We start from the raw sequence: 20,583 nt of genomic DNA, 5'->3' as shown, positions 1-20,583 counted from the left end.
GGTTTAATAAAGTTTAGCCGAAGATCATCACCCTATTGGATCATCTAGCCCTTATCTGGGCCGCTTAATCTCTTTACCTAGGCACTGAGATTCGTTGACCCCAAACGGCAATGTAACGGACTTATACCGTAAGTACTCAACCAAGATAGCTGTCAGCCACTTCAGCGAATGAATACGCCCGCTCGCAGCGTAAAACCAATAATGAGAAGGGAAAAGTGTAGTGTAGGTTTTTGTTGTTTTACGCGACAACTGTCCAGTTCGTCGCGGCCAATGATTAACGTGTTAGTGTGGTCATTCCATACGAGAACGACAAGTTTCTGGGCAAGCCAACGTAGAGCCTTCTAGGCAGAATTTTTCCCACTGTTTATAAACGGCGTCTATTTAACTTGACGCGTGTTGAATTGTTTTGAGTGTTAGATCACGTTGGCTTATGAAGTGAATATTCCGCACTGCTAAACGGCTCGTCACTAAACGATATACTGTGGTGTGGCGACTAGATCGCTTGCGCGGACGCCCCTTTTGAAGGCTTCTGTTCCCACCATAAATGCTTCGTCCGGTAAATCAGTAACTTTAAAGCCCGCATTGATAAAGTTATGTCGAAAAGTAGCTCGCTCTTGCGGCGTCAAATGCGGAATGTGTTCTGGGCTTTCATGCAAGTCTGAAAGAAGCCCACCATTGCCCCCAGTAAGCCACTTCATGTATTTAATTTGCAGCCATGGATGACCGCCAACACGCAGAGATGGCGCTTGCATAGCGTAGAAGGCGCTCGCTATAGGCTCATACTGCCAATACAGGTCGTAAGCTTGTTCATTCTTGCCGAGGCTCAGTAGTTCTAAATATTGATTTACCCAAGGCTTCTCGGGAGACTGCAGAGAGTCGATGCCCCACTGAGCAGCCCATTGCACTTTGTATTTCAATGAGAGTGGTAGCATCATTTCAAGGTCTACTACGCCCAACAGTAAACGATCGCCTACGCGTTTTGCGACTGCATAGGCGGCCGCTGGCCTTAATTCTTGTGTGAATTTTACTGCAACAACATTATCTAGCTCTGCTAATTTGTCGAATACGTCGAGAGGTAAACCGGTGGGATCAAAGCGTTCGATTTTTTTGTTCGGCCTTACGTAAAGTACAATAGCGAGTGATGTGTTTTCAATAATCTCGCGCATTTGTTGGTAGATTTCATCTAAGCTTTGAAGCTCGGGGTTGAAATACATTAAGGCATGGGAAAACCCTTGACGTTCTAGTGCACGCACATTGGCTTTCTGCTTTTGCCAACTTCCCGGGCGAATCACACCCACCATTAATATCTTATTTTTTGCTTCATCTGCTATGACACTATTCATGTGCATATAAGTGTCGACATCAATGCCCGTGTTCAATGGCATGATTGAACAAAAGCCTTGGGCTATAGAGTGCCTGACATCGCGACGCAGCCCATCTTCATCAAGCGATTTGAGATCCGCTTGGTGAGACGGAAGGATAAATACTTCTCCACCCCGTAAATGCTGCTTAGCCCAAGCTTTATGAGACTTTCCACTTTGTGGTTTTGAATGTGTTTCTTGAGTTGAAGCTGAGGTCGTCATCGACATTCCCTCTGTTATAAATGCCGCGCTAGCAAGGCTACTAGCCCCGATAAATTGTCGGCGAGTGATAACCGGTAAAATTGCATTGTTGTTATTACTCATCGCTCTGCTCGCACTCTATTGTCAACGTAAGATATTAGCCAACAAACAAGTCAGATAGTAGCGCATTTACGGAATATAACTCACCGCACCCTTTGTTCTGAATAATGGACCCATTGGCGCGTCAACCGTCAGAGCAATGAGTAGGAAATTGCCGGCCAGAGAGCCTGACAACACCAATAGTCGATTGCGATAAAAGAAAATTTATAAGCATACCGCATAATTTTTTATATTTTCTGAAACCTCGCCACTACAAAAATCGAATTACTCGTAAAGGCATATCTGCGGAAGTGCTGACATCGTCCACCTCTCGAGCTGCATTTGAAACGCTATTGGATTTTTAAATACCATAAGTCTAATCCAACGTTATTATTCTTTATCAGACCACACCGCAAACTCATTGCCACTCGGCTCCTTGAAGTGAAAGCGTCGGCCACCAGGAAAAGAAAAGACGGGCTTACAAATTACCCCCCCTGCTGTCTCGATCTTCTTTTGAGTGGCATCTAGGTTTTCGCTATAGAAGACAATGAGCGCCGCCCCATTCGCGGTGGTTGATGAATCTTCAGACTGGTAAAACCCACCATCAAGCCCCGCATTAAAAAAAGCACTATACTGTGGCCCATAGTCTTCAAATCTCCAACCAAAAACTTCACTAAAAAATGTTTTCGTCGCTAAAATATCTCGAGCAGGAAGCTCGAGATATTTAATTTTCTCGTGTGAGTCAGTCATATCAATAATCCTTTTTACTTATTGCCGACATTTTGATGAATATCGTTAAATATAATCTCAGCTTTCAAAGCTTTGGTTATTCTCATCCACGCTGTAGGCCTGTTCACGCAAACCTTGACTATCCCATTTGCTGCGCTGTATCGAGAAGAAATTAGCGCCATAGATGTGTATAGCACCAGTGAACTCGTTTATCGGGTTTTTAACCGAATGTATTGTCTCTTCTGGCATCGCAATAACCTCACCAGCGCAGATAGATTGCGAGCCAACTTGCTCTATACGTCCCATCGTATCACCTTGTAGGCGCCGCCAAAACGTATTGTCTTCTTGACCCACATAGACGCCAATGACTGCCCATGTATTATGGTTGTGAGGAGGCATCATCATACGTGGCTGCCAGACGACGTTTAAAACCGTCAGCGTATCTGATACGTACAGCGCTTCGATACCGCCGTTTTTTGTGGTTGCCATAGCTGTTGCAATTGATGATAGTTTGTCTCGGAGATATGTTTCAACAGTCGAAATGCAATTTGGCTTTGACCTGGCGTGTTGACAATAAGTAATAAGTTCTTCAATGATGGTTGCCATGTTTCCCTTGTGACGGATGGCTAGTGTTTTCTACATTGCTTAGTGGTGTTGAATATTCTCTCGTAGGCAATCGTTGTCGGATGTAGCAAACATACTCAAACGTCAATTTTTCCGTTTCCAATCCGCATACTTTTCATGAACACCTTTGGTAAGACCGGAAAGGTGGTCTTCTAATAAATCAACACCATAAAGGATCACCACGACAATGAATGACAGCTTAATTGCAACAAATCCATCAATGACAGCGATACAAACACCAATAGCCGCAAGAGACCAGATGGTAGCCGCCGAGGTAACCCCCACCACCGCACCATCTTTAGCAAGCATCACACCAGCCCCAAGAAATCCAATACCTGTAACCACCTGACCAATAATACGTGATGTATCCGTAACCTCGGTACTGACCAGTGCCGATGATGCGATAAAGATATACGTCCCCAGCACAATCAGTGACGAGGTTCTAATACCCACCGGCTTACCCCTTAGCTGTCTCTCAAGACCAATAATGCAACCACACAAAAGCGCGGTGCCTATAGATAACCAACTGAAGGGATGAATAGAAAACATGTGTTCGACGGACATTGATACCCTGCTAAATATTATCAATTAAATAGGTATCGAACTTTAGCAAGATTTGAGAAGTTTGAGGCCCTTTGTTTTAACTTTGTTAAGAATGGCCACTAATCTTTGTGGCCTTTCAACACTTATCCAGCGTAGCGTATTTAATAACGATAGATGAAAAATAAAACAACGGTAAAGTCAAACGCTCCTAGATTAGTCTTCTAACCAAACCTCCCGCTCGAGGTGCCTAATATCCTCAACCACTTTACTCTCCACATCAAATACCATACCTGGTCGAGTTTCGGTGTTGTAGGTAGGCCACTCGGGGATTCCTGGATGATTGGGGTCGCCCGTCCTGGCGAAGGCAATCCAGGCTTCGCTAACGGCATCTTCTACGGCCTTAGCGTCCTCCGGTGGATTGTCTACCGACGTCGCATTGCTGTATGCATAGGCGATTTCTGCGCCGTGGTGGGCTTTGAGCTTTTCGTTCACGGGAAAATCGAAACTGTACAAATAAGTCGGCCCCGACGCTGAATGCACGGCGGCTAAATTATCTGTGCCTCGGTGGAAACGGCTACTCTGAACTGCGATATATAGATCCCAAGGATTGGTTGTGTTACGACTTTCTGAATAAGCCGCAATAACGTCGGCATATCTGTCGCCTGTCGTCGGCACTAGTTTTTCTTTTAATTGGGCTTCGGTCATCTCGCCAAAGTTAGGATTGCCCCGCTCGTATATTGAATATTCTTCACGGTTACTACCAACCATGATCGGTTTACCCACAGCACTCGGCGCGGAATCAGGTACAAACATATCGCGAGGTATGTAGTTACCGTCTTTAATAGGTCCAAAGCTCGGATTAGTTCTTACTGGGTTGGCTACCGCGCCAAGCAATGTTTCCATGGGCAAGGCTTGGAGTTCTTCAACTGTACTGACGCCCAATTTCTCCATCACGGTATCGCGAGATTTTTCGGCGTAAGCAATGGGGTAGGCTGTTGGTCTAGCACCACTTTGGATAATGCCACGCTCAAATAGCGCTTTTGCACTCGGCGTACCCAATAGTGTGGCAACTTTAACGCCGCCACCTGATTCACCAAAAATCGTCACGTTATCTGGATTACCGCCAAACGATGAAATATTATCCCGCACCCACTTCAGCGCGAGCTCCATATCTTGCACACCGGCATTACCGGATGTCGCAAACGCCTCTCCAGCTTTATCACCAAGGTGAAGATAGCCAAACACATTCAGTCGGTGATTGACGGTAACAACTACTAGGTCACCACGTTTCGCTAGGTTCGCACCATCGTAAAGCGGTTCGGAGCCAGAGCCTGCATAAAATCCACGGCCGTGAAACCACACCATCACTGGCCGATCTTTCGTTTCTGTTGATGGCATCCATATATTAATTACCAAACAATCTTCGCTAGCGGGTAACAAATCTCCTACGTTATTGATACGACCAACTTCACCACCTTGCGGACATACATCACCAAATTGGATAGCTTCTTTTACGCCTTCCCAGCTTGTAGCCGGTTTGGGGGGCAAGAAACGATTCTCCCCGGCAGTCGATTGACCGTAATGAACACCTCTAAAAACGACAACTCCTTTGTCAGCTAGGGCTTCTCCTTGCAACACGCCTAGACTGGTAGACACTCGCGAAGGGTCTCCTGTCACTACAGCGTTGCTACTGCTGGGTACGGGGCTTTCACTGATTGCCTCTTCTTTGCTACACCCAGTTAAATAGACAGAAAACGCAACACACGCCCATAAAGAAAGACTTAACATTTTGCGTGTGCGGCTATGTTGATCATTTACATTAGCTATTTTTTTGAACATGATCGCCTCTAAGATTATGTTGTATTTGGGTATCATCCTATCAAAGCAGAAGCAAAACGCCTTGATAGATTACATTACCTTACCAGCTTATAATTCCGATATTCAGAACAATTTTGTCGGTTGTGAATACACTTAGCCTATCTCACGCTAATCCCGGTGGACTAAACAATGTCTGATAAAAGTACGCTAACACTCTTCGCGCATTACAACCAATTGATGAATGCAAAAGTCTATGCTGCCGCAAAGTCATTGGGCACCCCCATAGTTACCAATGATTACAACGCTTTTTTTCGCTCTATTCTCGGAACACTCAACCATATATTGGTCGCGGATATAATTTGGTTAACACGTTTTGCAAATCATCCGGCGCAATTTCGAGCGTTAAATATTATTGTGAATTTTCCAAAACCTACATCTCTGGATCAAATTATTTATGACGACCTAGAGAAGCTAGAAGAAAGCAGAGCAAGTTTAGATGCTGCAATAATTGAATTTATCCACGAGCTAAAGTCAGAGCACTTAACGTCCAATTTAACCTATCACAATACAAAAGGTGCTTCGTTCACAAAGTCGTTTTTACATTTGTTGCATCATTTTTTCAATCACCAAACACATCATCGAGGCCAGGTAACCACATTACTAAGCCAGCACAACACTGATATTGGCTCTACTGATTTGCTTCAACTATTGCCTAACGTTTAATATTCATCTTAGGATGGGCGCACATGAATAACATACCAAGTCCTTTAATATCTGCGGAAGAGCTTCAAGCGCTCATAAATTCTAAACAGATTATTATCCTCGATGCCACAATGCCGCCCGTTGGTTTTACGGTTAACGAAGACAAGTTTCTCTGTATTCCTGGGGCGAAATTCTTTGATATTGAAGAGAAAGCCAGTGACCTGACTAGTAATTTGCCACATTCGTTGCCGACACCAGAAACCTTTACCCAATACGTTCAATCACTGGGTATAAACACCGATGCCCATGTTGTTGTTTATGATCGCTATGGAATTTATTCAGCGCCTCGAGCTTGGTGGCTTTTCAAGACTATGGGGTTAGAGAATATTCAAGTTCTCAACGGTGGACTTGTAGCCTGGCGAGAGGCCGGCTTCGCTACGGACGAAAGATATGAGTGCGACAGCCCACCGGGCAATTTTGTGGCACGTTTACAAACTCAATGGGTCGTTGACAAACAGACTGTGCTTAATCATTCCAATCACACCACAGCGAATATTGTCGATGCCAGATCAAGTGGGCGATTTTATGGAACCGAACCGGAGCCTCGTGCAGGTTTACGTGGTGGTCATATTCCAAACTCAACAAACATTCCATTCGCGACACTGGTTGACGAAGGTCGCTACCTAGGACTGAAACAACTCAAGAGCATTTTTAACCAAGCGGGAGTTAAGGCAGCGCTACCGTTAATATTTAGCTGCGGCTCTGGTGTTACTGCCTGCGTCGTATTGTTAGCGGCTCAGTTGTGCGGCTATAGCAAGTTATCTGTCTATGATGGGTCATGGAGCGAATGGGGAGGAGACAACGACTTGCCCGTCTCTAAGACCTGATAAACTCGGTGTGTCTGCTAATCCTCGCCGCCATCTAAGGTGATATCAAGCTAGGGAATCAGGCACAAAAAAAGCCGCTAAAGAGCGGCTTTTAAATACATCGCTGACTATCGCTTATGGAATCATGTGCTCGATAGTTGCTTTCATTTCGTCTTCCGTACAATCCATGCAGATACCTTTAGGTGGCATCGCATTGAAACCGTTCCACGCGTGATCGAATAATACGTCCATACCTTGTGCTACACGAGCCTCCCAATCACCGGCATCGCCGATTTTTGGCGCGCCACCAACACCTGCATTATGGCAAGCGGCACACTTGGTAGTATAGATTTCTTCACCGCTGCGTGGCTCACCAGCCGCTACAACGCTAGCACCGCCTGCACAGTCATCACCAGCCATACACACTTTTCCTACCGGCTGTAAACGCTCGGCAATAGCGTCAGAGTCACCAGCGGCGATGGCGAAAACAGCACTTGCCATTAGGGCAGCGCTCATTAGACCTACAACTACTTTCTTCAACTGTTTCACTATGAAAACCTCGCTAAGACGAAAAGACTGGCCAGGAGGCCAAAAAACGGCGCTTATTATAAGCACAATCAGCGCATAACGAAATGATTTGCGCACATTGACGCCAATATCTGTGATGACGCCGGGGTCACATACACCTGAGAGCTCGCTATGGATTACCACGTTTCTCAAAGCACCCCGTGTTTGGACCCACTAACGCCAATAGAGATCCCACATGGCCTGTGTTTCTCACCTACACTTAGGGAAGGCTTCTTGAAGGTGATGTATGAGCAAATCGCTACTAGTTATTGAAGATAACCCAGACAATCAGTGCCTAGTCACTTGGATCCTGGAGGATGGTGGCTATGACGTCACTTGTGCAGACACAGCCGAAGCGGGCCTGGATTTGCTTGAGCAGGCGTCCTATGACTGCGTATTAATGGATATTTCTCTGCCGGGGATCGACGGTAAAGAGGCAACGCGTCGCATCCGCGAAAACGAGCAATGGCGTGACCTTCCAGTTATTGCGCTTACTGCTCACGCCATCAAAGGTGAAACTGCGGACATTTTTGCTTCCGGCGTAAATGATCTGATCACTAAGCCGGTAGACGAAGAGAAACTTCTAGCCTGCTTGAAAGCCTTGATACACCACTAGCTCGCTGCCACCCAACGTGAGGTTTAGGAAACAACACGGGCGCAATTTCGCCCATCATTTTTCGCTTGGTACATAGCATTATCTGCGCGTGAAAATAGGGTTTCTACTGTGTCACTCTCTTTAAATTCACTGACGCCAATTGATACGGTAATGTTCACCGGTTGTTCCTTAAAGTGAAACGGCAACTCAGCCACAGTTTCACGAATAGTATCCAGCGCTTTTAATGCGTCGTTAGCCTTTGTTTCTGGTAGTAGTACCACAAACTCTTCTCCACCATATCGCGCTATAAAATCCACTTCACGTAGTCGTTTGGAAAACTCTTTACTCACCAATTTTAAAACTTTATCGCCAGTCTGATGCCCGTAGCTATCATTGATATTTTTGAAGTGATCGATATCAATCACTGCCATCGATGTTGGGTTTTGGTATCGTGACCACCGAACCCATTCCTGGTGAGACCTTTCATTGTAAGCCTCACGATTAGGCAAACCAGTTAATGCATCAGTACGCGCTTTTTCACGCTGTATATTCAGGCTTTCTGTCGTTTCTTGTGCTTTGTTTTCTAGTGCCTCTACCTGCTGAAGCAGTTCTTTTATTTGGTTTGAAATACTATGGCTCGATTGTGTTTTCTCCATCGAATCGCGAATCACTTTCACCCGCTCAGCAATGGTCAATTTTAATGACTCTAGATCTGTAGCCGACTCAGTAACCTGGGAAATCTCACGAAGCTGATTACTCAATTCACTTTGACTAACGGCTTCACGTGCTTGCTGATCATCAAAAGCGCTGCCAGTGAGTTTTAATAGTTTTGATATGTTGAGTAATTCGGTATTAAGTGAAAGTAGATATTCACTAAAGCTGTCGTTCGCCGCTAAGTGCGACTGCATAATTAAATCGCGAACATCTTCTAGCGTTGGCACCAGGTCTCGCCAGTTGAGGCCGCGAGAAACCCGCTGTTTAGCATTTGATATTTTTTCAGCGACACACTCGGCAGGCTCAATGTCGTCCAACATTTTTTGTAAGATCATTGCGACGCGGGCACCCAGTACGTGGAGATCTATCCCCGCAAAGGTTTCAGCACTAGTCGCGATCACTTCAGGTTGACCAGTGCCGCAGTCTATATCACCCGTGGCAAGTGAAACATGCTGAGAGGAAACTTTCACATCCGTTGTCTCGCTCGGGGTAGTGGAATTACTGCCCAACAACCGAACAAGAAAACTCTGCTTCTCAGGCCTCGCGACGCCCTCAGGCTGGAACAAGTCGGCCTGCAGCGCGCTCAAATCATTCAGCAATTCCCCCAGCAGAGACCAATCATCGAGCTTTCTAATGCGCTTGCTAAGGGCTTTGATACGGCGTTTCGCCGCCGCATCTGGTTGAAGCATTAGAAGTTGCTCACAAATCTGCGATAACGCGCTCTGCATATCGGTTTGGCGCGCTGACTTACGCTGCTCGAAGTGGATAACCTCTTGTTCGAGGCCATCTAAATGCTTCGACAATCCAGTGATCTTGTCCTTTTTAAGGGTACTACGCAGGCTAGACAACGCACCATCAAGCTCTGGGTCAAGACCATCCGCGGCAAGGCTGACTCGCACTAGCGTACGGCGCAGCAACTCTTGTTGCTCTGCGTTGGTCTTCTCAGATGCTTCCTGTACTTCAATAAGGTTGAGGTACTTCTCTTTCCAATGCTGAGTGTTATCGGTGGACATTGTCCGGCCTCGATCTGTCTGTCATATATTGAGTATAGACAGGCTGCAAAAAAGCCAAACAAAAGGGTATGACTAAAAACAACGGCGCCGCACGAATAGTGGGGCGCCGTTGGTTATCGAGAGGAATGCGTTAAAACGTTACAGGTCGCCAGCTTTAATTTTAGCGATCAAATAGTCTGCAATTTCTAGCATTTGTTTTTGTGACACATTATTTTTGGGTTGAATTTTATATTTACCGTTAACAACTAACTGGGGAGTTGAATCAATCTGATAGTCACTCATCATATCTTGTAGGCGGTTCACTTTGCTATTTACGCCAAACGAACGGTAGGTTTTATCAAAGGCCTTTTCTTCGACGCCAGCCTCTAAAAAGACTTTTTTAATTTCTTTTTCTTCAACGACACGCTTACGCTCGATATGAATAGCATTAAACATTGCATCGTTGGCGGCGTCACTGCGTAGTGCTTTCGCGGTATAGAAGGCACGCGCAAGATTTTCTGTTGGCCCATCCCACTTAATATGCTCTTGCTTAAATTTGACCCCTTCAGGGAGATTCTTTTTGTACTCTTTGATTAAAGGCTCGAAGTTATAACAGTGTCCACAACTATATGAAAACACCTCGACCACTTCAATTTTTCCTCGTCGCATTGGTTTGTCACTAATGACTGTATAGTGAGTGCCCTCTTCAAACTCCTGCGCTTGCAGTGTCGACACACACAACATGCTTAATGCAATGGCGGTAAACCACTGTGTAATAACTTTCATTGATTAGTCCTTTTAGGCTTAAGGCAGTAATAATTATTTTTCAGATCGAATCTTTGCCACCAAAAAATCGGCCACTTTAAATAAATCGGCCTGCGTGGTGTTTCCGTTGGTTTCGATTCGATACTTACCATGTACAACAAGCTGTGGCGTTCCACTGATTTGATAAGCTCGTGCACGCGCATTCGCAGCATTGACTTTCTCAACCACGGTATGAGCTTGAAGCGCTTTTAGAGCGTCGTCTTTTGCTACACCGTACTCGCTAAAAAACTCGGCTATTTCTTCGAAGGATTTAAACATTTTGGGCTGACGCTTGACGATAACGATGCTTTCAGGCTGTTGTGGATGCATCGCATCAAAAATAGGTTGGTGCACTTTGTCTAAGATGCCCAACTCTTCAGCCGCGTAGAACATACGCGAATGAAGTTCCATGAGCCCATTCCAAACGGCGGGCACGCGAACAAAATTCACATCACTGGGCGCAACCGCCTTCCAGGTACGCGCTAACGGCTCGAAATGGAAACAGTGGCTACATCCATACCAAAACACTTCGGCTACTTCGATTTTGCTTGGGTCATCCACGGGATAGGCTTTTGGCAAGGTGACGTAATGAACACCTTCCTTATAAGCAGGCGCGGTCGATTGTGCTTTGTCTTCAGCACACGCAGCAAGAGAAAAGAAAACGGTAAATAGAACAGCGAAAAAGCGCATAGCTAACCTCTGACCAGAACGAAGCGTTAAGAAGAAGCGGGAGTCAAAGAGTGCTTTCTGAAGTAACGCTCGGATGTTTATCGGTTTGCCGTTATGGCTACTCACCGGTAGCTAATCGGCTTGATTATTAGATATTGTTAGGGTGCCATTAAGGAGCGTTATTCACCCTGTAGGCCCGTGTTACACAGACCTTGGTTGTCACGCAGGGTTCCCAATTTATTCGTGAGCGTATCGAGAACCCTGGTAACTAATGTAAAACCTATTAATTTAATCCAGCGATATAGTTCGCAACCGCTTGGATTTCCGCATTGCTCAGGTGTTTCGCAACGCCACGCATGGTTTGTTCATTGCCATCGTTGACACGAACACCATCACGGAAGCTTTCGAGCTGTTTAACAACATAATCCGCATGCTGTCCACCCAAGCGTGGGTAACCGGCTGGATCATTACCTTGGCCAGTGGGTGAATGGCACCCTGTACAGGCTGCAACGCCAGACTCTGGATTACCGTAGCGATAGAGTTGCTCTCCGAGACGCAAAGCATCAACGTCAGCGCCACTGTTAACACGAACAGTCATCTCTTTAGCGCCAGTCAGCGCAGCAGGCTTGCTGTCGTAGAAAGCCGCCACATTAGCAAGGTCTTGATCAGACATGTTAGCGAGCAATCCCGTCATCTCTGGAATAGCGCGCTCGCCACTCTTGATATCTTGAAGCTGCTTCGTGAGATACTTTTCACCTAAGCCTGCGAGGCTTGGGTAAATAGGTGCAAGGCTATTGCCATCTGCGCCGTGGCATGCAGCGCACACAGCGGTTAATGGTTCTCCAGCAGCGGCATCACCTTGAGCGGCAGCGCCCTGAGCCATTGAAAGTGCGCCCATCAGAAGCAAAGCAGGTTTAAAAACGTTCTTCATCATTAATTCCATCGTAAATGTTGTGGTGTGCTACGGAATTCGTTTTCATCTCACCCCTGTTGCGACACCTCTTCCCCAAGAGGTTCAACGGGATAAGTGACCGCCACGCAACTAGCCCGGTGGCAAAGGCCGCACATTATATACTAACCATCTGATAAAGCACCTTTTGAGCCCGTTTTTTGGTTAAGAATTAAGCGTTTAGAGGCTTTTTCCTGCATCAGATTCGTTCCCTGCACCAAACCTATGGATTTACCCGTACAATAGCGCCTCCTAACAACCTGCAGCAGGTGAATTCTTGTCCAAGCCCAATCGTTATCACAATGCCCAGTTTTTACGAAGCGCACCGACTTTGCAGGAGTGCCCCAAGGATACTGCGGCTGAAGTCGCCTTCGCCGGGCGATCAAATGCTGGTAAATCTAGCGCCATCAATGCCCTAACGGCGAATAGTAAACTCGCTCGCACCAGTAAAACGCCAGGACGAACTCAACTCATCAACTTCTTCGATATTGGTGACCGCTGCAACATTGTGGACTTACCCGGCTATGGTTACGCCAAAGTCCCATTAGAAATGAAAAAAAAGTGGCAGAAACATCTGTTTGATTATCTCCAAAAACGCGAGTGCCTAGAAGGTTTAGTGATTTTGATGGACATTCGCCATCCTATGCAGGAATACGATACAACCTTGCTCAATTGGGCCATTGAGGTTGAGATGCCTGTCCGCATTTTGTTAACAAAAGCGGATAAACTTAAAACCGGTCAGGCGAAATCAACACTCCTCAAAGTTCAACAACACTTGCGCGAGGCCAATGTTGATGATTTGGTTTCCGTACAATTATTTTCGTCGCTAAAAAAGACAGGCATTTCTGAATTGGTAGTGCAGCTCGATGAATGGTTACGCAACGAGCCAGACGAAAAATCCGACGACACAACCAATCACTAGTTCATCAACTACGTTTAATTTTGACGCGCAAAAAAAACCCGACGGCTTGGGGTAACCATCGGGTTCAAATTCCAGCACTCTTGGGGCCGAGTACCGGCTTACTGAACACATTGGGCTTATGCGCTCAGTAGTTGTTTAAATAGACCGGGGGTCTAATCAAAAGTTTCATTCTCGATTAACTTTTTTACAAAAAAAAACGCCCTAATAAAATTAGGGCAATTCGCTACGAAGTTTCAAGGAGAGCTAAAACTAACTCTAAGCATAGTTAATCTTGGCCCATGAAACGACCTAGGATTGTTGTTTTGTGCAAGGGCTCACGAAGTACTCAACATTATGGAACGGGTTTCCGACTATATGTTCGACCCGTTCTCACTGCGTTTGTGCACTTGCACAGCTCCTAGCGTGCTGAAAACCATTTAATGCGCCTGATCCCAATTGTCACCACTCCCCGCTTCAACCAATAGCGGTACATCCAAGTCCGCTGCGTTGGACATAATTTCGCACAACGTTTTACTGACTCGCTCTAAATCACTTTCATGCACCTCGAGAACTAATTCATCGTGCACTTGCATAATGATCCGCGCGTCTACAGCACTTGCCAATAAATCACCTTGAGGCGAACTATTGTCTGCTTGCGCGTCGCCTTGTAACCAAGCCTCGACCGAAATCATTGCCTGCTTAATAATGTCTGCTGCAGAACCCTGCATTGGCGCATTGATCGCCGTACGCTCAGCAGCTTGTCGACGCATACCATTACGATCATTTATCTCTGGAAGATACAATCGTCGACCACGAATGGTTTCAACGTACCCTTTGTCATGCGCTAATGCGCGAGTACGCTCCATATAGGCTTGCACGCCCGGATAGCGCTCAAAATATAAATCAATATATTCTTGCGCTTCTTTTCGGCCAATATGCAATTGTCTTGCTAAACCAAAAGCCGACATGCCGTAAATTAGCCCAAAGTTAATGGCTTTTGCACTGCGGCGTTGATCACTTGTCACTTCATCCAGTGCCACACCAAAAACTTCAGCCGCCGTTGCGCGGTGTACATCTAGGCCTTTAGCGAAGGCGTCGAGCAAGCCTTTATCCTGCGAAAGGTGCGCCATGATGCGCAATTCGATTTGCGAGTAATCGGCTGCAACAATTTTGTAGCCGCTCGGCGCTATAAATGCTTGACGTATACGGCGTCCTTCTTCGGTCCGAATCGGAATATTTTGCAAATTTGGATCTGACGATGACAGTCGCCCCGTCGCCGTAACCGCTTGATGATAAGACGTATGAACCCGACCTGTTTTTTCGTTAATCATCAACGGTAACTTATCGGTGTAGGTCGATTTCAATTTTGATAACCCTCGGTGCTGAATAATTAACTCAGGTAGAGGATAATCAAGCGCTAACTCTTGGAGTACTTCTTCTGCTGTTGAAGGTGCACCTTTGGCCGTTTTTTTCAATACTGGAATTTCCAGTTTTTCGAAAAGAATGCGTCCCAGTTGTTTAGGTGAACCTAGGTTAAATTCTTCACCTGCCAAGTCATAGGCTTGCTGCTCTAGCTCTTCAAGCTTAATCGCTATTTCTTCACTCTGCTTTTTCAGCGCAGCACGATCGATAAGCGCACCACGGTGTTCAATACGCTGCAATACAGTAAGCAGTGGCAGCTCTAATTCATCAAATACCGCCTCTAGGCTAGGCTCTTTTTCCAAAGCGGGCTTGAGCACCTGGTGAAGGCGTAACGTAACATCGGCGTCTTCAGCGGCATAGGGTGCCGCTTCTTCAATCGCTATCTGGTTAAAGGTTTTTTGTTTAACTCCTTTACCCGCAATATCTTCAAAATGAATTGTGTTGTGACCCAAATACTTCAGCGCCAAACTGTCCATATCATGACGAGTGGCCGTTGAATTCAACACATAGGATTCCAGCATGGTGTCAAAACGGATCCCGTTTAATTCGATATCGTAATTCTGCAAAACATGTTTATCGTATTTTAGGTTTTGACCTATTTTCCCAAGCGTTGCACTTTCTAAAAGGGGTTTTAGTTTTTCTAGAACCAATTCTCTTGATAGCTGTTGCGGCGCTCCATCATAGTCATGGGCTAACGGAACGTACGCCGCTTCACCGGCTTCGACAGCAAAAGATACCCCAACAATTTCCGCCTCCATGTAATTTAGGCTAGTGGTCTCGGTGTCGAAGGCAAATAAGCCCGCGTCTTTAATTCGCTGCAGCCAATCTTCCAACTCTTTTTCATCGGTAATGGTGTGGTATTGCGCTTCAACTGCCATCGCTGTGGCCGTGGCATTGTCACCCCCATCGTCGGACAATTCATCAACCCAAGATTTAAATTCGAGCTCGGTGTATAGCTCTCGCAAACGCTCGATATCGGGGGCGGACATAGCGATATCCTGCGGCGTGCAATCAAGTTCAACATCGAGTTTGATGGTGGCTAGCTCATAGGATAAGTAGGCTTGATCTCTATTCGCTTCGAGTTTTTCTGGTAGTTTTTTAGCGCCGCGAATTGGTAACTCTTTTACCGCATCAAGATTCTCATAGATCGCGTCCAACCCACCCACGCCTTGCAACAAACCAAGGGCCGTTTTTTCACCCACTCCCGCCACACCGGGAATATTGTCGACCTTGTCTCCCATCAACGCGAGGAAGTCGATAATCAACTCCGGCGGAATACCGAATTTCTCTACCACACCTTCACGGTCCATCACCGTTTCCGTCATGGTGTTAATCAACGTTACGTGTTCGCTGACAAGCTGCGCCATATCTTTATCACCAGTAGAGACGATGACTTCAACACCTCCCTTGGTGGCCTGGTTGGCTAGCGTGCCGATAACATCATCAGCTTCCACGCCATCCACGATGAGCAAGGGCATTCCCATCGCACGAATAATGTTATGGGTAGGCTCAATTTGGCTTCTAAGGTCATCCGGCATAGGCGGCCGGTGCGCTTTGTACTCCGCAAAAATTTCATCGCGAAAGGTTTTCCCTTTAGCGTCAAACACGACGGCGATCGGACTCTCGGGGTAATCCTTTTGAAGCTTTTTAAGCATGCTGGTAACACCACGAACGGCGCCTGTGGGTTGGCCGGATGAAGTGCGTAGATCAGCTTTAAACATGGCGTGAAACGCGCGATATAGGTAAGACGAACCGTCTACTAGGATTAGGGGAACACTCTTTGTGGTCATAGCGTGAATTGGTGCTTTTAATGTGGAGGATACCGCCGGATATCGGTGGTAATGAAAGGGCGCTAGCTTACACCAAAGCCTCTTAGTTCGCCGCTTCGCTATCAAAACAAAGACCCCTTCATACTGACATAAAAAGGTGTACTATTTTGATACCTACGATTTCCAGAGCTCTCAGAATAAGTGCTCACTTACCAAGTGTTGACAACAGCTATTCATGGTCGAGGCAACCTCAGGGAATTCACCCATGACGTAGAGGTAAGTTTTTATTCGTCAGTTTCAGAGCGAGGTCTCGGCTAGTATTCGCATTCATCGAAAACCGACTTTGGAAGAAACAGCACCCAATTGCTGTAAGTGTGCACTCGCTTATCTTTAGAGTCTCGAGGTTATTGTCTTTCGATTCCTCCTTTTGTCAGCACATCTATCCCGTTTTATCCCGACCCCGACGTACATCACACTATTTATAATTAGATGCTTTTTCAGGCAATTTTTTCAAAAGTGACAAGGCCGGTGGCAGGCGGGTCGACTACACTTTTCCGTACCCACGCTATGATTCGGGGGGATATGTTGATCTATTAAAGGGGATTTTCGTGAACAAACTGATACTGTCTCAGTCCGGTGTTTACCGGCTACAACAACTCGCTAGCCAGGTACACACACTAACTGGAGTTCGCCATAAGCTTTCGGATGAAGCGGCGATGATCGACCTTCTAAAAAATTGTGCGCAATCAAGTGACAAAGTAATTCAAACCTATTTCGCTGCGTTTACTAGTGAGCTCAACGAAGACCAAGTCAACTCACTTCTTGCACGCGGTGTTAGGCCCAGCGAATTAATGCACACGCATTAATCAGATGTCACCCCGCCAGCCTCCGTTCGCTGGGGCTGGCACTTTCCAACAATCCACATGCTTGCCGCTCATTGCGCTGTCGCTAAACACGCCTGCATGTCCGTAACAATATTATTTAGCATTGCTGAATAACTCTCTACACGCACATCTGCCCCCAGGATATCCAGCGCCACGGCTTGCAAACCCAACTGACCCGCTATCCGATTGGCGACTTCAGCATTACCTGAAACCTCGAAAAACAGACATTTGACGGGTTTGTTAATACTCACTTCTTTAATCGATTTTTGCAGTTCGACAAGATGTCTAACGCTAGGGGACTGCTCTGGGTTTATCGTCACCCAACCTAACTGCTGCAATCCGAAATGCTCCACTAATGCATCGTAGCCTCGGTGATACACAACAAATGGGGTGTGTTTAACCAACGCATATTTTTCGCTCAACTGCTGATCCAGTGTGGCGATTTTCTCTGCAAACACTGCATGCTTGTCAGCCAACTGATTTGCCAGCTCGGGATGCTCCGCTGACAACGTGGTTACGATATGTTTAGCCATGACACGGACTGCTTGAGGGTCTAACCACTGATGGTTGTCGGCATGGTGTTCATGGTGATCCGTATGGTTACTATGGTTATGGTGAGTATTATTGGGGTGATCAATAGTAGCCGTGAGAGTTATCGTTCGCTTTTCTGAAATGTTAGATAGTAATTTCGTCATAAATTGTTCGAGTTCGGGCCCGAGCCAAACCACATAGTCGGCAGCGTATAGCGCCTTTACATCCGACGCCTTAAGTGTGTAGTCATGAGGCGATGCATTGGTTGGCACTAAAACCCGGGTTGAGATTAGGTCTCCCAGAAGCTCTTCTAAAATCAAAGCGATGGGACGAATACTCACAACGACATCTAACTTAGCCGGTGACACTGACATTAAGTCACCGTTAGCTGTGGCCTTTGAGGTTAGTGCTTGATCATTATCAGCAAAACCGGACAGAGACAAAAACGACATGAGTAATACAGCAATAAATTTTCCCAATGTCACATGTAGAGGGCGTAAACCCCCATGGTTGTTGACTCTACTAACTTGATTACTCAACCTACTGCCCATAATCTTGGATATGCCTCGCGAATCTTGATCTTTAATGTTGCGCCCCGTTCTATTAACTTGGCATTTTACAAGAAAGTTATGTTATAAAGTAACAATTCTTTTTCAAGCGCCGGTAGAATACCGGAATGAATGGTCTATGCACCCTACCTCACTCACCTCTCAGCCACATAATCAGCAGCACTGCACTAATACCGCGTTGATGACGGCCAATCGGCTGTGCTCTGAGCGTGGCGTAAAGTTAACGCCGCAGCGTGAGCAGGTACTTCGGCTGATTCTGCAGAGCCGTCAGCCAGTCGGGGCCTATCAGTTAATGGCCATGTTAGAAGAACTGAGCGATAAGACTATCGCACCCCCCACTGTATACCGTGCACTAGATTTCTTGGTTGAGCAGGATTTGGTCCACAAGCTGCATTCCATCAATGCATTCGTCGGCTGCAATCATCCTTCATGCCATCATCAAAGCCACTTCTTAATTTGCAGCCACTGCCAAACGGCAACCGAGTTTGACGATGATTCGTTGAACCAAGCAATTACCCATTCGGCACAGGCTCGACATTTCGTGGCGAAAGAACAATCCATAGAGATCTTTGGATTGTGTCCAGATTGCCAAACCAATACATCACACCAGACAAACGCCTGAATGGCACACCCACTATTATGAATGCTACGCCTAACCACCCCACCGCTCAGCCTTTAATTGAGGCATCGAGTATTGGTTTCACCCGTCACAAACGCGATATTTTGCGCAATGCAAACCTACAAGTTTACGCTAAAGAACTAGTTACCCTCATTGGGCCTAACGGTGCAGGTAAGTCGACACTTATTCGTATACTGCTAGGGTTACTCAAACCGGATGCAGGCCGTGTGATTCGGCGACCTGATCTACGCATTGGCTACATGCCGCAGAAGGTCTCCATTGATCCTACCTTGCCTCTCACGGTTAAAGGGTTTTTAGGTCTTGCGGGTGGTGATCGAAATGCTGTCAGCCAAGCACTGGCGCTCACCGACGCAAGCCACCTGGAAAACTATGCGATGCAATCTCTCTCAGGCGGAGAAATGCAGCGTGTACTGCTATCCCGTGCCCTGTATCGTAAACCACATCTTTTAGTGCTTGATGAGCCTGTGCAAGGTGTGGATGTCGCAGGGCAATCGAAGTTGTATCAGTTAATTAGCAACTTACGAGATGAATTAGAGTGCGGCGTGCTGATGGTCTCACACGATCTCCATATCGTCATGGCTGCCACTGACCGAGTAGTGTGTTTGAACCAACATATTTGCTGTGAGGGTCATCCAGAAGCTGTTAGTACGCATCCAGAGTTTTTGCAGCTGTTCGGTAAAACCGAAGACACGGGTATTGCGATATACACGCACCATCACGACCACACCCACGATGGCAGCCACAGTCACGACCATGCTTGCCAGGGTGACCACCATGCCTAATTTTATTCTTTACGCATTGCTAGCCGGTATTGGTGTCGCGCTATTAACAGGCCCACTGGGTTCATTTGTGGTTTGGCGCAGAATGGCCTACTTGGGGGATACACTTGCGCATTCCGCACTATTTGGTGTCGCACTCGGGTTACTTTTGTCGATCAACTTAAATATCGCCATCGTTGCAGTTTGCACAACCCTCGCGTTGCTGTTCGTTGCGATGCAACACAATCAAAGTCTCGCGACTGACACACTACTTGGTATTCTTGCGCACTCAAGCCTAGCGCTTGGTTTAGTAGCCGTTGCAATTATTGATAGTCCCAGTGTTAATTTGTTTAGCTATATGTTTGGCGACCTCCTCGCCACATCGATCAAAGATATCGCTTTGATCTACGGCGTCGGCGTTATCGTGCTCGGCTTACTCATTTGGTTTTGGCGGCAGTTGTTGTCTTTTACCGTTCAGGCCGACCTCGCCAAGGTTGAAGGCATAAATACGACATTTATCCGGACCTTACTCATGGTGCTCCTCGCGGTTGTGATTGCGGTTGCAATGAAAGTTGTAGGCGTTTTACTTGTCACGGCATTACTTATTATTCCTGCAGCAACCAGCCGAAGACTATCTAAAACACCAGAACAAATGGCGATTGTGTCCGCTTTAATTGGTTGCTTAGCAGTTTGTGGTGGGTTAGCTGCTTCTTATTGGTTAAATACACCAACTGGTCCCTCTATCGTGTTATCAGCCACAACGTTTTTTGTCATCTCCCTCTCTAAGAAAGTAGCTATCTAACGCTTAGTTAAACTTCGTCTATTTGTGCGTGCAATAGCACGCACTACCCTTTCCGTTTATGCGATAATTCAAGC

At 46.4% G+C, this 20,583-nt stretch carries 20 protein-coding genes; 8 read left to right on the top strand and 12 right to left on the bottom strand.

Annotated elements, in window-relative coordinates; genetic code table 11:
• Window positions 1–467 precede the first annotated feature (467 nt).
• From ACZ5NB_RS00385 to ACZ5NB_RS00365, 5 genes are all read right to left on the bottom strand, one after another.
• Window positions 468–1,685: a dihydrodipicolinate synthase family protein gene (locus tag ACZ5NB_RS00385; protein ID WP_460230800.1), complete on the bottom strand. Its 1,218-nt coding sequence runs from the start codon at window positions 1,683–1,685 to the stop codon at window positions 468–470.
• A 366-nt stretch (window positions 1,686–2,051) separates the two neighbouring features.
• Window positions 2,052–2,411: a VOC family protein gene (locus tag ACZ5NB_RS00380; protein WP_460230799.1), complete on the bottom strand. Its 360-nt coding sequence runs from the start codon at window positions 2,409–2,411 to the stop codon at window positions 2,052–2,054.
• Window positions 2,412–2,468: 57 nt separating this feature from the next.
• Window positions 2,469–2,879 (bottom strand): hypothetical protein, encoded by a 411-nt coding sequence (locus ACZ5NB_RS00375; protein WP_460230797.1) that lies wholly within the window; start codon window positions 2,877–2,879, stop codon window positions 2,469–2,471.
• Between the two features lie 219 nt (window positions 2,880–3,098).
• Entirely contained in the window at window positions 3,099–3,578 is a 480-nt protein-coding gene (locus ACZ5NB_RS00370) for an MgtC/SapB family protein (protein WP_460230795.1), read from the bottom strand.
• Between the two features lie 192 nt (window positions 3,579–3,770).
• On the bottom strand, window positions 3,771–5,396 hold the full coding sequence (locus ACZ5NB_RS00365; protein WP_460230794.1) for a carboxylesterase/lipase family protein: 1,626 nt from the start codon (window positions 5,394–5,396) through the stop codon (window positions 3,771–3,773).
• Window positions 5,397–5,564: 168 nt separating this feature from the next.
• Between ACZ5NB_RS00365 and ACZ5NB_RS00360 the strand changes: the two genes are divergently transcribed.
• Window positions 5,565–6,098, top strand: coding sequence for a DinB family protein (locus tag ACZ5NB_RS00360; RefSeq protein ID WP_460230792.1), 534 nt, complete (start codon window positions 5,565–5,567; stop codon window positions 6,096–6,098).
• Between the two features lie 23 nt (window positions 6,099–6,121).
• The gene (gene sseA / locus ACZ5NB_RS00355) at window positions 6,122–6,964 is read left to right on the top strand and encodes a 3-mercaptopyruvate sulfurtransferase (protein WP_460230791.1); all 843 of its coding nucleotides are present in this window, start codon (window positions 6,122–6,124) and stop codon (window positions 6,962–6,964) included.
• A gap of 114 nt (window positions 6,965–7,078) precedes the next feature.
• On the opposite strand, the gene ACZ5NB_RS00350 is transcribed toward sseA, so the two are convergent.
• Window positions 7,079–7,459: a c-type cytochrome gene (locus ACZ5NB_RS00350; protein ID WP_460230789.1), complete on the bottom strand. Its 381-nt coding sequence runs from the start codon at window positions 7,457–7,459 to the stop codon at window positions 7,079–7,081.
• A gap of 298 nt (window positions 7,460–7,757) precedes the next feature.
• Here ACZ5NB_RS00350 and ACZ5NB_RS00345 point away from each other — a divergent pair, with 298 nt between their 5' ends.
• Window positions 7,758–8,126, top strand: a complete 369-nt coding sequence (locus ACZ5NB_RS00345) for a response regulator (protein ID WP_460230787.1) — start codon at window positions 7,758–7,760, stop codon at window positions 8,124–8,126.
• Between the two features lie 23 nt (window positions 8,127–8,149).
• Here ACZ5NB_RS00345 and ACZ5NB_RS00340 read toward each other — a convergent pair whose 3' ends face one another.
• The 4 genes from ACZ5NB_RS00340 to ACZ5NB_RS00325 all read right to left on the bottom strand — a co-directional run bounded on the left by ACZ5NB_RS00340 (window position 8,150) and on the right by ACZ5NB_RS00325 (window position 12,215).
• Complete coding sequence (locus ACZ5NB_RS00340) at window positions 8,150–9,832, bottom strand: GGDEF domain-containing protein (protein ID WP_460230785.1); 1,683 nt, start codon at window positions 9,830–9,832, stop codon at window positions 8,150–8,152.
• A gap of 138 nt (window positions 9,833–9,970) precedes the next feature.
• Window positions 9,971–10,597: a thiol:disulfide interchange protein DsbA/DsbL gene (locus ACZ5NB_RS00335; protein WP_460230784.1), complete on the bottom strand. Its 627-nt coding sequence runs from the start codon at window positions 10,595–10,597 to the stop codon at window positions 9,971–9,973.
• A gap of 33 nt (window positions 10,598–10,630) precedes the next feature.
• Window positions 10,631–11,305, bottom strand: coding sequence for a thiol:disulfide interchange protein DsbA/DsbL (locus ACZ5NB_RS00330; RefSeq protein WP_460230783.1), 675 nt, complete (start codon window positions 11,303–11,305; stop codon window positions 10,631–10,633).
• 262 nt (window positions 11,306–11,567) lie between these two features.
• Window positions 11,568–12,215: a c-type cytochrome gene (locus ACZ5NB_RS00325; protein WP_460232074.1), complete on the bottom strand. Its 648-nt coding sequence runs from the start codon at window positions 12,213–12,215 to the stop codon at window positions 11,568–11,570.
• A 295-nt stretch (window positions 12,216–12,510) separates the two neighbouring features.
• On the opposite strand from ACZ5NB_RS00325, the gene yihA reads away from it, so the two are divergent.
• Window positions 12,511–13,155, top strand: coding sequence for a ribosome biogenesis GTP-binding protein YihA/YsxC (yihA, locus tag ACZ5NB_RS00320; protein ID WP_460230781.1), 645 nt, complete (start codon window positions 12,511–12,513; stop codon window positions 13,153–13,155).
• Window positions 13,156–13,571: 416 nt separating this feature from the next.
• Here the strand turns inward: yihA and polA are convergent, their stop codons facing one another.
• Complete coding sequence (gene polA / locus ACZ5NB_RS00315) at window positions 13,572–16,346, bottom strand: DNA polymerase I (RefSeq protein WP_460230779.1); 2,775 nt, start codon at window positions 16,344–16,346, stop codon at window positions 13,572–13,574.
• 587 nt (window positions 16,347–16,933) lie between these two features.
• Between polA and ACZ5NB_RS00310 the strand changes: the two genes are divergently transcribed.
• Entirely contained in the window at window positions 16,934–17,191 is a 258-nt protein-coding gene (locus ACZ5NB_RS00310) for a hypothetical protein (RefSeq protein WP_460230778.1), read from the top strand.
• A gap of 68 nt (window positions 17,192–17,259) precedes the next feature.
• Here the strand turns inward: ACZ5NB_RS00310 and ACZ5NB_RS00305 are convergent, their stop codons facing one another.
• Window positions 17,260–18,279, bottom strand: coding sequence for a metal ABC transporter solute-binding protein, Zn/Mn family (locus ACZ5NB_RS00305; RefSeq protein WP_460230777.1), 1,020 nt, complete (start codon window positions 18,277–18,279; stop codon window positions 17,260–17,262).
• A gap of 148 nt (window positions 18,280–18,427) precedes the next feature.
• On the opposite strand from ACZ5NB_RS00305, the gene ACZ5NB_RS00300 reads away from it, so the two are divergent.
• From ACZ5NB_RS00300 to znuB, 3 genes are read left to right on the top strand one after another with little or no spacing between them, the layout of a single operon-like run.
• Window positions 18,428–18,931, top strand: a complete 504-nt coding sequence (locus ACZ5NB_RS00300) for a Fur family transcriptional regulator (protein WP_460230776.1) — start codon at window positions 18,428–18,430, stop codon at window positions 18,929–18,931.
• Window positions 18,886–19,731: a zinc ABC transporter ATP-binding protein ZnuC gene (gene znuC / locus ACZ5NB_RS00295; RefSeq protein ID WP_460230775.1), complete on the top strand. Its 846-nt coding sequence runs from the start codon at window positions 18,886–18,888 to the stop codon at window positions 19,729–19,731. The genes ACZ5NB_RS00300 and znuC overlap by 46 nt, the downstream gene beginning before the upstream one ends.
• Window positions 19,724–20,509, top strand: a complete 786-nt coding sequence (znuB, locus tag ACZ5NB_RS00290; protein WP_460230774.1) for a zinc ABC transporter permease subunit ZnuB — start codon at window positions 19,724–19,726, stop codon at window positions 20,507–20,509. Before znuC ends, znuB begins: the two co-directional genes overlap by 8 nt.
• Window positions 20,510–20,583 lie beyond the last annotated feature (74 nt).

The organism is Aurantivibrio plasticivorans (assembly GCF_055392955.1).
Note: the sequence above shows the minus strand (reverse complement) of the source record. Positions and strands in the feature narration are given on the sequence as shown.

What these genes read in the sequence shown, in the direction of transcription:
- ACZ5NB_RS00385 (WP_460230800.1), bottom strand. Translation starts at nt 1,685, where the DNA reads ATGAGTAATAACAACAATGCAATTTTACCGGTTATCACTCGCCGACAA.
- ACZ5NB_RS00380 (WP_460230799.1), bottom strand. Translation starts at nt 2,411, where the DNA reads ATGACTGACTCACACGAGAAAATTAAATATCTCGAGCTTCCTGCTCGA.
- ACZ5NB_RS00375 (WP_460230797.1), bottom strand. Translation starts at nt 2,879, where the DNA reads ATGGCAACCACAAAAAACGGCGGTATCGAAGCGCTGTACGTATCAGAT.
- ACZ5NB_RS00370 (WP_460230795.1), bottom strand. Translation starts at nt 3,578, where the DNA reads ATGTCCGTCGAACACATGTTTTCTATTCATCCCTTCAGTTGGTTATCT.
- ACZ5NB_RS00365 (WP_460230794.1), bottom strand. Translation starts at nt 5,396, where the DNA reads ATGTTCAAAAAAATAGCTAATGTAAATGATCAACATAGCCGCACACGC.
- ACZ5NB_RS00360 (WP_460230792.1), top strand. Translation starts at nt 5,565, where the DNA reads ATGTCTGATAAAAGTACGCTAACACTCTTCGCGCATTACAACCAATTG.
- sseA (WP_460230791.1), top strand. Translation starts at nt 6,122, where the DNA reads ATGAATAACATACCAAGTCCTTTAATATCTGCGGAAGAGCTTCAAGCG.
- ACZ5NB_RS00350 (WP_460230789.1), bottom strand. Translation starts at nt 7,459, where the DNA reads ATGAGCGCTGCCCTAATGGCAAGTGCTGTTTTCGCCATCGCCGCTGGT.
- ACZ5NB_RS00345 (WP_460230787.1), top strand. Translation starts at nt 7,758, where the DNA reads ATGAGCAAATCGCTACTAGTTATTGAAGATAACCCAGACAATCAGTGC.
- ACZ5NB_RS00340 (WP_460230785.1), bottom strand. Translation starts at nt 9,832, where the DNA reads ATGTCCACCGATAACACTCAGCATTGGAAAGAGAAGTACCTCAACCTT.
- ACZ5NB_RS00335 (WP_460230784.1), bottom strand. Translation starts at nt 10,597, where the DNA reads ATGAAAGTTATTACACAGTGGTTTACCGCCATTGCATTAAGCATGTTG.
- ACZ5NB_RS00330 (WP_460230783.1), bottom strand. Translation starts at nt 11,305, where the DNA reads ATGCGCTTTTTCGCTGTTCTATTTACCGTTTTCTTTTCTCTTGCTGCG.
- ACZ5NB_RS00325 (WP_460232074.1), bottom strand. Translation starts at nt 12,215, where the DNA reads ATGAAGAACGTTTTTAAACCTGCTTTGCTTCTGATGGGCGCACTTTCA.
- polA (WP_460230779.1), bottom strand. Translation starts at nt 16,346, where the DNA reads ATGACCACAAAGAGTGTTCCCCTAATCCTAGTAGACGGTTCGTCTTAC.
- ACZ5NB_RS00300 (WP_460230776.1), top strand. Translation starts at nt 18,428, where the DNA reads ATGCACCCTACCTCACTCACCTCTCAGCCACATAATCAGCAGCACTGC.
- znuB (WP_460230774.1), top strand. Translation starts at nt 19,724, where the DNA reads ATGCCTAATTTTATTCTTTACGCATTGCTAGCCGGTATTGGTGTCGCG.